Source organism: Paenibacillus dendritiformis, assembly GCF_021654795.1.
GTDB lineage: Bacteria > Bacillota > Bacilli > Paenibacillales > Paenibacillaceae > Paenibacillus_B.
The window spans coordinates 1,730,202-1,743,565 of record NZ_AP025344.1; the positions used below are offsets into that span (position 1 = coordinate 1,730,202).

Annotated in this window: 10 protein-coding genes; 9 read left to right on the top strand and 1 reads right to left on the bottom strand. The window is 62.4% G+C overall.

The genetic code is table 11. The features are described from left to right. Positions 1-184 precede the first annotated feature (184 nt). Positions 185-1,330: an amino acid deaminase/aldolase gene (locus L6439_RS07605; protein WP_213469111.1), complete on the top strand. Its 1,146-nt coding sequence runs from the start codon at positions 185-187 to the stop codon at positions 1,328-1,330. After that, a complete protein-coding gene (locus L6439_RS07610) occupies positions 1,327-2,637 on the top strand; it encodes a D-arabinono-1,4-lactone oxidase (protein WP_213468975.1) in 1,311 nt (436 codons plus the stop codon). Before L6439_RS07605 ends, L6439_RS07610 begins: the two co-directional genes overlap by 4 nt. Positions 2,638-2,684: 47 nt before the next feature. On the opposite strand, the gene L6439_RS07615 is transcribed toward L6439_RS07610, so the two are convergent. Beyond that, entirely contained in the window at positions 2,685-3,797 is a 1,113-nt protein-coding gene (locus tag L6439_RS07615; protein ID WP_213468976.1) for an acyltransferase family protein, read from the bottom strand. 260 nt (positions 3,798-4,057) lie between these two features. Between L6439_RS07615 and L6439_RS07620 the strand changes: the two genes are divergently transcribed. From L6439_RS07620 to L6439_RS07650, 7 genes are all read left to right on the top strand, one after another. Then, positions 4,058-4,813 carry a YwiC-like family protein gene (locus L6439_RS07620; RefSeq protein WP_213468977.1) on the top strand — a complete coding sequence of 252 codons (756 nt, stop codon included), beginning with the start codon at positions 4,058-4,060 and terminating at the stop codon, positions 4,811-4,813. 125 nt (positions 4,814-4,938) lie between these two features. Continuing rightward, entirely contained in the window at positions 4,939-5,904 is a 966-nt protein-coding gene (locus tag L6439_RS07625) for a sugar kinase (protein ID WP_213468978.1), read from the top strand. A gap of 93 nt (positions 5,905-5,997) precedes the next feature. Further along, positions 5,998-6,675, top strand: a complete 678-nt coding sequence (locus L6439_RS07630; protein ID WP_213468979.1) for a bifunctional 2-keto-4-hydroxyglutarate aldolase/2-keto-3-deoxy-6-phosphogluconate aldolase — start codon at positions 5,998-6,000, stop codon at positions 6,673-6,675. A 544-nt stretch (positions 6,676-7,219) separates the two neighbouring features. Next, positions 7,220-8,236 carry a 2-oxoacid:acceptor oxidoreductase family protein gene (locus L6439_RS07635; RefSeq protein ID WP_213468980.1) on the top strand — a complete coding sequence of 339 codons (1,017 nt, stop codon included), beginning with the start codon at positions 7,220-7,222 and terminating at the stop codon, positions 8,234-8,236. Positions 8,237-8,388: 152 nt separating this feature from the next. After that, entirely contained in the window at positions 8,389-10,695 is a 2,307-nt protein-coding gene (locus L6439_RS07640; protein ID WP_420540577.1) for a thiamine pyrophosphate-dependent enzyme, read from the top strand. Between the two features lie 227 nt (positions 10,696-10,922). Further along, entirely contained in the window at positions 10,923-11,711 is a 789-nt protein-coding gene (locus tag L6439_RS07645; RefSeq protein ID WP_168179037.1) for an NAD-dependent protein deacylase, read from the top strand. Between the two features lie 6 nt (positions 11,712-11,717). After that, the gene (locus L6439_RS07650) at positions 11,718-13,208 is read left to right on the top strand and encodes an FGGY-family carbohydrate kinase (RefSeq protein WP_213468981.1); all 1,491 of its coding nucleotides are present in this window, start codon (positions 11,718-11,720) and stop codon (positions 13,206-13,208) included. Positions 13,209-13,364: the final 156 nt, after the last annotated feature.

Sequence of the window (13,364 nt, forward strand, 5' to 3'; positions counted from 1 at the left end):
CAAAAAGAGAGAAAATAAGAGAGAATCGTTCCCCGTCACCCGGAATATATTAGCGGTAACTTGAGCCGGTTGAGTCGGCCTGGAGGGAAGCTTGACGAAAGGGGGAGAGAGCATGAACAGTTCCGCGCGCGCCGGCAGCTGGCGAGACACGAACCGGGACGCGGCGCAAACGGCCGCCTACGGCATGCCGTTCGCCTGTCTCGATCTGGATGCGCTCGAGCATAATGCGGGCCAGGTGCTTCGGCTGAGCGGACAGAAGCCGGTGCGTCTCGCGACCAAATCGCTGCGCTGCGTCCAGGCGGTCAAGCATCTGCTGGCACTGCATCCCCGCTTCCAGGGCGTGATGTGCTACCATCCGCAGGAAGCCGCCGCTCTCCTGGAGGCGGGCGTCTCCGACGTGCTGATGGGCTATCCGACGCTGGAGCGGCCCGCCTTGGCCCGCTTGGCCGGATTGCGCCGCCAAGGGAAGGAGATCGTCCTGATGGCGGATGACGGGAGCCAGTTGCGGGCCGCCGAGCAAGCCGCGCGGGAGCAGCAGGTCTGCTTCGATATTTGTCTCGATATCGACATGTCCTCCGCGTACGGCGGTCTGCACTTCGGCGTGCGCCGTTCGCCGCTGCGCAGCGAAGCTTCCGTCCTGGAGTTGGCGGACGCGATCCGCCGCTCCCCGCATCTGCGGCTGGCCGGCGTGATGGGCTATGAAGCGCAGCTGGCGGGCGTTCCCGACGCGAAGCCCGGGCAGAGGCTGATAAGTGCCGCCATCCGCTATTTGAAGCGGCGCTCCGCGGACGAGGTGCAGGAGCGCCGGGCGGCGATCGTCCGCGCGCTGCGCCGCGAAGGCCACCAGCTCCGCTTCGTGAACGGCGGCGGCAGCGGCAGCCTGCGCTTCACGGCGTCCGACGAGTCCGTCACGGAGCTGACGGCCGGGTCTGCGTTCTATGCGCCCGTGCTGTTCGACGGCTACGCGGATCTGCCGCTGCAGCCGGCGGCCGTCTTCGCCCTGCCGGTGGTCCGGGTGGCGGCGCCCGGCATCTATACCTGCTTCGGCGGAGGCTATATCGCATCCGGCGAAGCGGGGACGGACCGGCTGCCGCGGCCGATCTGGCCCCCCGGGGGCCGGCTCTTGACGCGGGAAGGGGCGGGGGAGGTGCAGACGCCGGTGCGCTACCCGCAGGGCGCAGAGCCGCTGCGCCCGGGCGATCTGATCTGGTTCCGGCATGCGAAGGCCGGAGAGCTGGCGGAGCGGTTCCGCGAGTTCGTCGCCGTCAAGCAGGGAGCCTCCGTCGGGACATGGGCTACATATCGCGGGGAAGGGTGGTGCTTCGGATGAAGGAGTGGCGCAATTGGGCGGGAAATGTCCGCTGCGAGCCTGAACGGTGGTGGGACCCGGAGGGAGAAGCGGACGTGGCGGGGCTGCTGGGGGAAGCGCAGCGGCTAGGCCGCAAGGTGCGCATCGCCGGCTCCGGCCATTCGTTCACTCCCCTCGGGGAGACGGAGGAATGGCTTGTGCGGCTGCCGCGGATGAGCGGTCTGGTGAAGCTGGACGAGATCGGCCGTACGGTGACGGTACGGGCCGGCACGACGCTGCGCGAATTGGGCAGGCGGCTGCTTGAGCGGGGCTGGGCGATGGAGAATCTGGGCGATATCGACCGGCAGACGATCGGGGGCGCAGTCGGAACGGGGACCCATGGCACCGGGAACGGATTCGGAAGCCTGTCCGCCCAGGTGACCGCGATCCGCGCCGTCCTGGGGAACGGCACCATCGCCGAAGTTAACGAAGAAGATACGGGAAAGAAGCGGGGGCTGTTCAAAGCGCTGCAGGTCTCGTTCGGGACGATCGGCATTATGACCGAGCTGACGCTGCGGATTGTTCCCGCGGAGCGGATGCGGCTCGCCAGCTTCCGCTCGACCTTGGAGGAGACGCTGGCGAGGCTGGAGGACTTTCGGTGCGGGAACCGTCATTTTGAATTTTTCTGGTTCCCTTATTCCAGCGGCACGCAGGTGAAGACGATTAACCCGACCGGCGCGCCGGAATCGAAGCGCGGCAGATGGAAGGAGTGGAGCGCATACGCGGTGGAGAACGGCTTGTTCTGGGGGATGTCGGAAGCATGCCGCATCGCTCCCCGGCTCAGCGGCGGCATCAGCCGCCTGTCGGCGCGCTTCGTGCCGGTCACCGACAAGGTTGGCCGGGGACCTCGCCTGTTCGTTACGCCAAGGCATGTCAAGTTCATGGAAATGGAGTACAGCGTGCCGGCCGCCGCCATGCGGCCTGTCCTCCTGGAAATGAAGCGGCTGTTGGAGCGGCGGCGGCATTCCGTCCATTTCCCGATCGAGTGCCGGTATGTCAAGGGGGATGATATTTGGCTCTCGCCGGCCTATGGCCGGGACTCGGCTTACATCGCGCTTCATATGTACAAGGGGATGCCTTACGAGCCGTATTTCCGCGACATGGAGCAGATTCTGCTCGCCTATGACGGTCGGCCCCATTGGGGAAAATGGCATTCCCGGACCGCTTCGCAGCTGGCCGCCATGTATCCGAAATGGCAGGATGCCGCCCGCGTCAGGGAAGCGGCGGATCCGCGCGGGGTCCTGCTGAACCGGTATGTGGCGCGCCTGATCTCGCCGAGCGCCCGGTAAATGAGAACAGCGCCCCGCGTCAAGCGTACGGGGCGCTGTTGATTAGGTTAACCCTGCTTCATGCCGCGATGGAAGGCTGACATGCGGTGCCAGCCGCCGATGCCGTTCCATTGCGGTTCAATAATCGGGCGGCACAGCGACCGGACGGCCGGCTGCGCGAGCAGCACGGTGCAGGCAAGCGAGGCCAATATCAGCAGAACGGCCTGCGGGCCGGTCGTAATATAATGGTACAATCCGGAGACGACAAGCAGCCGGATAATGAGGCCATGGAGCAAGAACACGTACAGCGTCCGCCGCCCCAACCCGGTCATCCAAGCGGCACGGAGAGGCACCCAGGCCAAGAACGCGACCGATGCGGCAATCTCCAGCGCGTAGATGAACAAGCGCATCCCGATGGCGTACCATGGGGATTGCTCCAGCCAGCCGAGCTCGCGGAACGTCATATGGTTCATCAGCCATTCCGGTTGGAGCGCGTTCGGCCACAGCAGAAGCGCAATCAGCAATCCGACGGACAAGCCTCCGGCCAGCGGCCGCAAGCGGGAAGCGGCGAACCGCTGGAATGCGTCGTCGCGGAACAGATAGCCGAACGCGAAGAACGGCAAATAGACCAGTGTCCGGGACAGTCCGAGCCACGCTCCCTCTATCGGCAGAAATCCCGCGGCAATGCCGATGATGGCCGACAGGATGACCGGATGGCGAACCTGCCACCGGGTGAACAGTATCAGGATGGCGCGCCAGATCAAATGGCCGATCAGAAACCACAGCAGCAGATACGGGATGAAGAACGAGTGCTTCATTCCCGGAACATGGAACAGCGTGACGTCAAGCAGCGAATAGAGCGATTGAAAAATGACATACTGGAGGCCGATTTGCTTCATGACGGCCCAGCCCGCCCGGCCGTTCAGATTGCTGCGGGCGAAAAAGCCCGTGACGAACACGAACAACGGCATATGAAACGTAAATATCCAAACGAACAAACCTTTCAGCGCGGGCATGGTGCCGATGAGCGGTTCAATCGCATTGGCGACAAACACGCACACAATGAGCATGAACCGCAAATTCAATCCGAAGGTCTCTCCACTCCCGAAGGTCCCTCCACTCCTTAAGGACACGGCCGACTTCAACCCGGAGGAGGCTTGATTCCACCTTCGCTCCTGCATTGTCCTTCCCTCCTACAACTCCTGCCGCGCATCGATTTTGTCTATGTTGGCTGCGGCTTTATGTTTACGATGTAAACGTACCATAGCGCCGTTTTTGGAATTGTGACTTGCATCACATAAAACGGGATGAAAGCGTCGTCCACTTTTGACAGAATGGCGAAAGTTCCCGCGCAAGCTTAGACAGCGCCCGGCAATTCAAGTAACATACAGAAGAGATGCCAGATGGAAGCAACATTTCATTCAAAGGGGAGACAGGAACGATGTCGAAGGAACATCCCAACCGCAGATCGAAGCTTCTGCGGGCCTATATTCCGAATCAGCACGGAGCCTGGGCGATGCTCATTATTCCTTTTGCGGCGGGCATGTTCGCCAGCAAGCCGCAAGCCATTCACGCCTGGCTCGGAATCGCCTGGCTGGCCGCCTATTGCGGATCGTTCGCCGGCTTGCAGTGGATCAAGACCGGGCGGGCCAGCGTCTACCGGGGCCCGGTGATCATATACGGCGCCGCATGCGCGCTCGCCGGAACCGCCGTATTGGTCATGCTGCCCGACATCTGGTGGATGGGCGCCGTCATGCTGCCGCTGCTGCTGTTGAACGCGGCGTTCGCCAAGCGGAATCGGGAACGCCATCTCCTCAATGATTTTTTGGCCGTTCTTCAATTTTGCTGGATGCTTCCGATTGCTTTCGAAGCAGGCGGGGGGACGGATTGGAGCCTGGCGTGGCGGGCTTTCGCGGCTTGCCTGCTCTATTTCGCAGGAACGATATTTTATGTGAAGACGATGATTCGCGAGAAAGGGAGCCGGCTGTACTACGGCTTGTCCGTCGGCGTCCATATCGTGGCGGCGGCAGCCGTGGGCCTTATGCTTCCCCTCTGGGCGGCGCTTCCGTTCGTGGCGCTGTTCCTGCGCGCCGTCTGGATGCCGGGGCAGAAGGTGACGATCAAGCAGGTCGGCATTACGGAGATCGTCTTCAGCATCGTGACGGCGATTCCGCTCATTGTTGTTATCGCTACGTAGCCTGCCGCAACATTTCCTTCATTATAGGACAGGCCTGCCATACCGTCGGCCGTTGACGGTATGGCAAAAAACGGATTAAGATAGAGGACAAAGTCTCATGGCAGACAGAAGGAGGAAACGGCGGAATGAAAGCGCTGTCAGAAAAAACCCCGGAGGTTGTCACGTTCGGCGAATCGATGGCCTTGTTCAGCTCCGCGGACACGAGGGGCTTGGAATATGCGCAGACCGTGATGAAATCGTTCGGGGGAGCGGAGAGCAATGTGGCCATCGGGCTGGCCCGGCTCGGACACCGGGCCGGCTGGTGCGGCCGCCTGGGCCGGGATCCGCTCGGCCGGAACATCGTCAAGGCGATTCGCGGCGAAGGAGTGGATGTGTCCCGCGTCGGGATGGACCCGGATGCGCCTACGGGACTGATGATGAGAGAGTTGGTCGCCGGGAAGTCATCCGTCTATTACTACCGCGCGGGCTCCGCGGCAAGCCGCATGGCGCCGCGGCATCTGGACAAGGACTATATCCGCTCGGCCCGGCTTCTTCATGTAACCGGGATTACTTGCGCCTTGAGCGACAGCTGCGCCGAGACGGTCTATGAAGCGGTCTCCGCCGCGAAGGCTGCCGGCGTGAAGGTAAGCTTCGATCCGAATCTGCGGCTGAAGCTGTGGACGATTGAAGCGGCCCGGGAGAAGCTGCTGCCGCTGGCGCGCGAGGCGGACTACTTCCTGCCGGGACTGGACGAATTGAAGCTGCTGTACGGCACCGAGGATGAACCGGGCATCTTCCGGCGCTTGTCCGAGCTGCCCGGCGTCAGCATCGTCAAAGGCGGGCCGGGCATCAATTATGTCGTGCAGGGAAGCCGCGTCGACGAGGTGCCATACGAGATGGCGGAGCATGTCGTCGATACGGTCGGCGCCGGCGATGCCTTTTGCGCCGGATTTCTTTCCGGCATATTGCAGGGGACCGATGCGGCGGAGGCGGTTCGTCTCGGCAATATCACCGGCGCGATGGTCGTGCAGGCATTTGGAGATTGGGAGGCCCTGCCGACGGCCGAGCAGCTGCAGGGGGTATTGAACCGGGCGGTGCATATCGAGCGGTAGAGGACCCCGCGTGCGCGCTCCCCCTGATGGCCAGGCGGGTTCATGGTCCGGGGCATAGACGCCGTAGAGGGCGAAGAAGGGAGAAGCATCACGATGGATAAGATTAGAGTGATTCAGCAGATTCAAGAGCATGGCGTCGTCGCCGTACTCCGGGGAGAATCGCCGGATGAAGTGGTGGAGATGGCCGGACAAGCCATCGAGGGCGGCGTCCGCATTATCGAGGTGACGATGACCGTTCCCCATGCGCTCCATGCGATAGAACAGCTGCGGAGAATGTATTCCTCGCAATCCTCCAGCAGCGACCGCTTCGCGGTCATCGGCGCCGGTACCGTGCTGGAGCCGGTTACGGCCCGTTCCAGCATTTTGGCGGGGGCCGAGTTCGTCGTCGGTCCGTCGCTCAACCCCGAGACGATCACGATGTGCAATCTGTACCGCGTGCCCGTGCTGCCGGGCGTCATGACGATCGCGGAGGTGCAGCGCGCGCTCGAGCTGGGAGTGGACGTGGTGAAGCTGTTCCCGGGCAATCTGTATGATCCGTCCATCATCAAGACGATCAAAGGCCCGCTGCCGCAGGCGAACCTGATGCCGACCGGCGGCGTCGATGTTGACAATCTGGGCGATTGGATCCGGGCGGGCGCATTTGCCGTCGGGATCGGCTCGGATTTGACCAAGGAGGCGAAGGCGTCCGGCGATCTTTCTCGCGTCCGCCGCAAGGCAGAACAGTATATGGAGGCTTTCCGCCGCGCGAAGGAGCAGATCGCCCGCGGGTAAGCGGTTCCCCCTCTCTAGCTCCGGCAGCATTGGAATCCGGGCGGAGAGGGGGTTTTTGCTTATGGCACGGGCTCCTATACCCCCGGTTCACATCGATAGCGCTCATCAGACTGCTTTTCCACTCCATATCCCGTCGAAGCATTCAATCCAATTCAATCTTCCGTCCTGTTCATAAAACGTTCTCCGCCCGGAGGCATATGGTGTCTGCCTGCCGCATAAAATATGACACCCGCGATATAGAAGTCTGCATGTACATACGGTAGAGGGCATCACTGGCCGGATGCGCCTCTCTTCTGTGTACTTTTTTCCTGTCACAAGATGTCCATTCGGCTTCCGGCCGCCTGTGATCAATATCATACCTGCCGGCCGGCTTCCCATATAACCTGTATTCAACCACGTCATATTCAGACCGGTTACGAGATTAGCGTGCTGGAGGTCTGTTCCGCGAGGCCGCGAGACAGGCCGTCCTCATCCGAATCTGGCCCCGTCCCCTGGCGCGCTTCGCCTTGTTGCGGGAGCGGGGGAAAGGAGATGAAGCATTTCAATGGTCAACCTGCCCAAAGTCAATGAGCTTGGATTTTATGAAATTCGCTTGGAATCGATTGGAGGCCTGGGCGCGAACCTGGCCGGCAAAATGCTGGCCGAAGCCGGCGTCACGGGAAGCGGCTTGAATGGCGTCAGCTTTTCCTCCTACGGCTCCGAGAAGAAAGGCTCTCCCGTTAAAGCGCATATCCGCTTCTGCCAGCCCGAGACCCGCATCCGGGATACGACACCGATCGAACGGCCCCATATTGTCGGCATATTTCATGAAGCACTGGCCAAAACGGTCAATGTCACGAACGGAATCTACCCGGACAGCCTGGTGCTGGTCAATTCCTCGTCCGATCCGGCACGCCTGAAGGACAAACTGCGCCTCCCCTGCGGCACGATCGCGGTAGTCGACGCGATCGGCATCGCCTTGGAGGAAGGCAACCGGGTCAACATGGCGATGCTGGGCGCCTTGTTCCGCCTGTGCGATTTCCTCGATCCGGAGCATATGAAGGGCGTCATCCGCAAGTCGCTGGAATCGAAGTACCCGCAAGCCGTCCAGCCGGCGCTGAACACGTTCCAGCGCGGCTACGACGAGGTCGTCTTCCAGACGTTCGCGCTGCCGGAGGGAGAGGCTCTCCCCGGACCGGTGCGTTGGGATACGCCTACGCTGGGGTATGAGACTCAGCCGATCGGCGGGACGGTCATCAATCCGGGCAACTCTGTGCTGAAGGATCTGAGCATTTCCCGCGCCGGCATGATGCCGCATTTCTTCGAAGAGAAGTGCATTCACTGCGCGGCCTGCGATAATGTATGTCCCGACTTCTGCTTCGTCTGGGAGGAGAAGCCGGACAAAAAAGGCCGGCTCCATATGTTCCTCCAGGGAATCGATTATCAATATTGCAAGGGCTGCTTGAAATGCGTCTACGCCTGTCCGACCGAGGCGCTGTCAAGCGAACGGGAAGAGGAAGGGTATGCGGACGCCCATCGGATGCCGCATCGGTTCGCGTTCGCCAGTGCAGCGCAGCAATAACCGGCGTGAAGCACTCACGCAGGCAGGCGGTGACCGCCGGGCACGCCTGCTTCCGCCGGAGCGGGCGGCTTCCGGAACGGCACTGCCGACAGAAGCAGGCGCTTCATCGGGGCCGCCCATGACAGTATCAATGGCAAGGGGGAAGAGAATCCGTGGCAATCGAGTATGATAAGGAAGCCATGCCGTCCCGCGTGGAGCAGCGCATGGTATACGAATCGGGCAATGAGATGGCGGCCTATGCCGCCCATCAGATCAACTATCACATTATGGGCTATTATCCGATCTCGCCGTCTACGGAGGTCGCCCAATTCCTGGACTTGATGAAGGCGGGCGGGAAGCATGACATTAAGCTGATTCCGGCCGACGGCGAGCATGGGTCCGCCGGAATCTGTTACGGCGCCTCTACGGCCGGGGGACGGGTGTTCAACGCGACGAGCGCCAACGGCTACCTGTATATGCTGGAGCAGATGCCCGTCCAATCGGGAACGCGCTTCCCGATGGTATTGAACCTGGTCTGCCGTTCTGTCTCGGGGCCGCTTAACATCCACGGCGACCATTCCGATCTGTATTTCGCCCTCAATACGGGCTGGCCGATTCTGCTCTGCCGGGATCCGCAGGCCGTCTATGATATGAACATTATGGCGATTAAGCTGGCCGAGGATCCGGAGGTGCGGCTGCCGGTGATGGTCGCGTTCGACGGCTATTTCACTTCGCATCAGAAGCGGCGCGTTCAGACATTCGCCCGCCGCGAGGACGTGCAGCGGTTCATCGGCGAGCAGCCGGTAAGAGGGTTCGCGGATACGCTCGATCGGAACAATCCGATCACCGTCGGCCCGTATATGAACGAGCCGGATTACATCAATAACTGCTATCAGCAGTCGATGGCGATGTACAAGGCCGGAGAGGTGTTCGATCGCATCCGCCGGGAATATGCGGAGCTGACCGGACGCGATTATCCGGTGCTCGATCTGTACCGGATGGAAGACGCCGAGGTGGCCGTCTTCCTGCTGAATTCCGCGGCCGAGATTATTAAGGACGTCGTCGATCAGCTGCGGGAGCAGGGCATCAAGGCGGGCGCCGTCTCGCCGAATATGATCCGCCCGTTCCCGGCGAAGGAGATCGCCGCCGCGCTGGCCGGCGTCAAGGCGGTGACCGTCGGCGACCGGGCCGATTCGTACGGCGGCCATGGCGGCAATATGGTGAACGAGGTGAAGGCGGCGCTCTTCACGCACGGCAATCGCGGCACGCTTGTCATCAGCCGCATTTACGGCTTGGGCGGCAAAGACTTCTATGCCGAGGACGGCCACGAGATGTTCCGGTGCGCGCTGGAGGCGGCCGCGGCCGGCGCAGTGGCGCGGCCGTTCGACTATATCGGCCATACGCCGGGGGACCCGGCCGCCGCGCCGAAGCGCGTCCTGGAGCCGATGAAATATGAGGAGCTGAATTCCGGTCTCATTACGGTGAAGCAGGATGAGGAGACGGGCAAGCTGAACGTGCGGATTCCGCCGCTGCGGCAGCTGACCAAGAAGCCGAAGCGGATTGCGCCGGGTCATGGGGCATGTCCGGGCTGCGGCATCTTTTCGGGGCTGGAGCTCTTTTTCAAAGGGATCGAAGGGGATATCGTCGCTCTCTTCCATACCGGCTGCGCGATGGTCGTCACGACGGGATATCCGTACTCCTCGCATAAAGCGACCTATATTCACAATCTGTTCCAGAACGGGGCGGCCACGCTGTCCGGGGTCGTCGAGATGTTCTGGGAGCGCAAGCGGCGCGGCGAGCTCGACGAACTGAATCTGCCGGACGACTTCACGTTCGTCATGATCACCGGGGACGGCGGCATGGATATCGGCATGGGTCCGGCCATCGGGGCCGCGCTGCGCAACCACAAAATGATTATTCTCGAATATGACAATGAAGGCTACATGAATACGGGGGCCCAGTTGTCCTATTCGACGCCGATCGGGCACCGGACCTCTACCTCCAATGTCGGCAAGGCGCAGACGGGGAAGATGTTCCACCACAAGGATACGGCGCAAATTATGGCGGCGACCCATATTCCTTATGTGTTCACGGGAAGCGAGGCTTTCCCTCAGGACCTGCTGAAAAAAGCCGCCAAAGCCCAGTGGTACGCCCGCAACGAGGGGCTCGTCTACGGGAAGATTCTCATCACCTGCCCGCTCAACTGGCTGTCCGAGGATCGGGCGGGCACCCAGATCGTCCAGGCCGCCGTAGACTCCTGCTTCTTCCCGCTGTATGAAGTGGAGCGCGGCGTCACGACGATTACGTACGATCCGGAAGAGAAAAACAAAAAAATTCCGCTTCTCGATTGGTTGAAGATGATGGGCAAGACGAAGCATCTGGCGAAGCCGGAGAACGCCGGACTGCTCGGCGTGTTCGAGCGGGAGGTCGAGCGGCGCTGGAGCGTGCTGCGGGCGAAGCATGCGCATCCTGATTTGTAACCAGGAAGAGGCAAGGTCGGGTTAGGTTGCGGCGACATCAATATAGAGGGACACTGAGAGACAGGGCGGGCTTCCGTAAGGAGGCTTCGCCCTGTTGCGGTTTGTCCGATTCCCTCGCGTGCAAGGGCGGGGCTGCCCTGGAATGGGGGAGGTCCGTTCCTTTTCCTCCTGTCTTCGTTCGGCTATACTGGAGAGGACGAAGAAACTTGAGGGGGGCCGATGCAAAAATGAAGATGGACATGTTGGATGCGGACGGCCAAGCCCATGCCGCCGAGCTGGCAGACCGGCTGGGCCGCAGCCGTTACACTGTATTTTTTGGCGGGGCCGGGACATCGACAGAGAGCGGAATCCCTGATTTTCGCTCGGACCGGGGGCTGTTCTCGGCAGGAGAAGCGGAAGCATTCGCGTATCCGCCGGAAATGATATTAAGCCGATCCTTCTTCGAGCGGGATCCGGTGACCTTTTACCGCTATTACCGGGCGAAGATGCTGCATCCCGGCGCACAGCCGAACGGCGCGCACCGGACGCTGGCCAAGCTGGAAGAGGACGGGATCGTGAAGGCGGTCGTCACGCAAAATATCGACGGGCTTCACCAAGCGGCAGGCAGCCGCGAGGTGCTCGAGCTGCACGGCTCGGTGCACCGGAACCGCTGCATGGCATGCGGGGCGGAGCATGATCTCCCCCTTGTCGCCGAGAGCAAGGATCCGATTCCGCACTGTCCAGGATGCGGGGGCATGGTGAAGCCGGATGTGGTGCTGTACGAGGAGGCGCTGGACGAGGAGGTTATCAACCGCGCCGTGGAGCATATCCTGCGGGCCGATCTGCTGATCGTGGGCGGCACCTCGCTGAATGTCATGCCGGCGGCCAGCTTCGTGCGGCTCGCCGCCGGGGCGGATATCGTCATTGCGAACCGGACCCCGACGAGCATGGACTACCGGGCGGCCGCCGTATACCGGGAGCCGATGGGCGCGCTGTTCGAGGCCGCATACGAGATCATGGCTCAACGAAAGGGGTAAGGCATCATGTGGATGATGGGAATCGACCTGGGCACGACGAACCGCAAGGTCGGCTTATATGAAGAGAACGGGCGGCTTGTCGCCAAGACGAGCCGTCCGACCCTGACGGAGGATAGCGGGGAAGGCTATGTCGTCTATCGGCCGGAGGCGATGTGGAACGATATCGCCGCGATGATTCGCGAGCTGACGGACGCCCATCCCGACAAGCCGGTATCCTGCATCGGCATCACGAGCATGGCGGAGAGCGGCCTGCTCGTCAACCGGCGCACCGGGGAGGTGCAATCCCCGCTGCTGCCTTGGTTCGAGACCTGCTCGGCGCCGCAGGCGGACCGCATCCGGAAGGAGGGCACCCCGTTGGAGCTCTTCCAGCGGACCGGGCTGCATTTGTCGTTCAAGCACGGTCTCGCGAAGCTGCTCTGGCTTCAGGACCGGGACCCGGCGATGCTGCGGGACGCGGTCTGGCTGTCCGTCTCCGGCTACGTCGCTTACCGGCTGTCCGGCGCCATGGCCTTCGATCCGTCGCTCGCTACGCGCACCTTCGCTTACGATATGCGGCAGCACGCTTGGGATGAGCCCTGGATCCGCGGCTTCGGCCTCGATCCGGCGATCTTCCCCGACGTGCTGCCGAGCGGCGCGACGCTCGGAACGGTCCATCCGGATCTGGCTGACCGGCTCGGGCTGAGCGGCGGCACGAAGGTCGCCATCGGCGGGCATGACCATGTCTGCGCGGCGCTGGCGGTGGGGGCCATCGAGCCGGGCGATGTGTATGTCTCGATGGGAACGGCCGAGACGCTCGTCGGCACGATGGCGATGCAGCCGCTCGGCCAGGCCGAGTTCGAGACCGGGCTCTCGTACGGCTATCACGTCGTGCCGAACTGCGGCTTCTGGATGGGCGGCAACGCCTCCTCCGGCGGGGCGGTCGAATGGATTCGCCGCTTGCTGGCGGATGAGGCGCTGGCCTATGAGCAGATTCAGGAGCTGACCGCCGGGATCAACGACGGGCCGGGAGAGGCGATGTTCTTCCCGTATTTGTCGGGCAGCGGCGCGCCGCATCCGAATTCGAAGACGCGGGCGGCCTTCATCGGCCTGGAGAAATCGCACGGCAAGGCGGAGCTGCTGCGGGCTGTGCTGGAAGGGACAGCCTATCAGCTCGAGATGATCCGCCAGAGCGCCGAGCGCGTATCCGCTCATCCGATTCGGCGCATGAACGCGGTCGGCGGCGGCACGCAGCTGGGTGCCTGGCTGCAGATGAAGGCGGATATCGCGAACAGTACGCTGCTTGTGCCGCCGATTGAGGAAGCGACGATGCTGGGGGCGGCCTGCGCGGCGGCGCTCGGCGGGGGGCACTTCGGCAGCGCGGCCGAGGTGCGCCAGGCGCTGCAGAGCCGCGGCGTCAAGGCGTATGAGCCGGACGCGGAGCGGCATGAGCGGTACCGTCAGGCCTACGAAGAGCTGTACGTGCCGATGGCAGCGCATTTGCGGAGCCTGAGGAAGTAGTGTATTGAGGAACGAGAGCCGCAGCCGCGGGCGTTGTTTTTCCCGCGGGCTGCGGCGTTTTTGCGCGTGGACAAGCGCGGGGAGGCAGCCGGCTCTTTATGCCATTCGGAACGGGAGAATGAGGATAGGCCGGAGGAAAGACAGTGCAAGCCGAGA

What these genes read in the sequence shown, in the direction of transcription:
- L6439_RS07605 (WP_213469111.1), top strand. Translation starts at nt 185, where the DNA reads ATGCCGTTCGCCTGTCTCGATCTGGATGCGCTCGAGCATAATGCGGGC.
- L6439_RS07610 (WP_213468975.1), top strand. Translation starts at nt 1,327, where the DNA reads ATGAAGGAGTGGCGCAATTGGGCGGGAAATGTCCGCTGCGAGCCTGAA.
- L6439_RS07615 (WP_213468976.1), bottom strand. Translation starts at nt 3,797, where the DNA reads ATGCAGGAGCGAAGGTGGAATCAAGCCTCCTCCGGGTTGAAGTCGGCC.
- L6439_RS07620 (WP_213468977.1), top strand. Translation starts at nt 4,058, where the DNA reads ATGTCGAAGGAACATCCCAACCGCAGATCGAAGCTTCTGCGGGCCTAT.
- L6439_RS07625 (WP_213468978.1), top strand. Translation starts at nt 4,939, where the DNA reads ATGAAAGCGCTGTCAGAAAAAACCCCGGAGGTTGTCACGTTCGGCGAA.
- L6439_RS07630 (WP_213468979.1), top strand. Translation starts at nt 5,998, where the DNA reads ATGGATAAGATTAGAGTGATTCAGCAGATTCAAGAGCATGGCGTCGTC.
- L6439_RS07635 (WP_213468980.1), top strand. Translation starts at nt 7,220, where the DNA reads ATGGTCAACCTGCCCAAAGTCAATGAGCTTGGATTTTATGAAATTCGC.
- L6439_RS07645 (WP_168179037.1), top strand. Translation starts at nt 10,923, where the DNA reads ATGAAGATGGACATGTTGGATGCGGACGGCCAAGCCCATGCCGCCGAG.
- L6439_RS07650 (WP_213468981.1), top strand. Translation starts at nt 11,718, where the DNA reads ATGTGGATGATGGGAATCGACCTGGGCACGACGAACCGCAAGGTCGGC.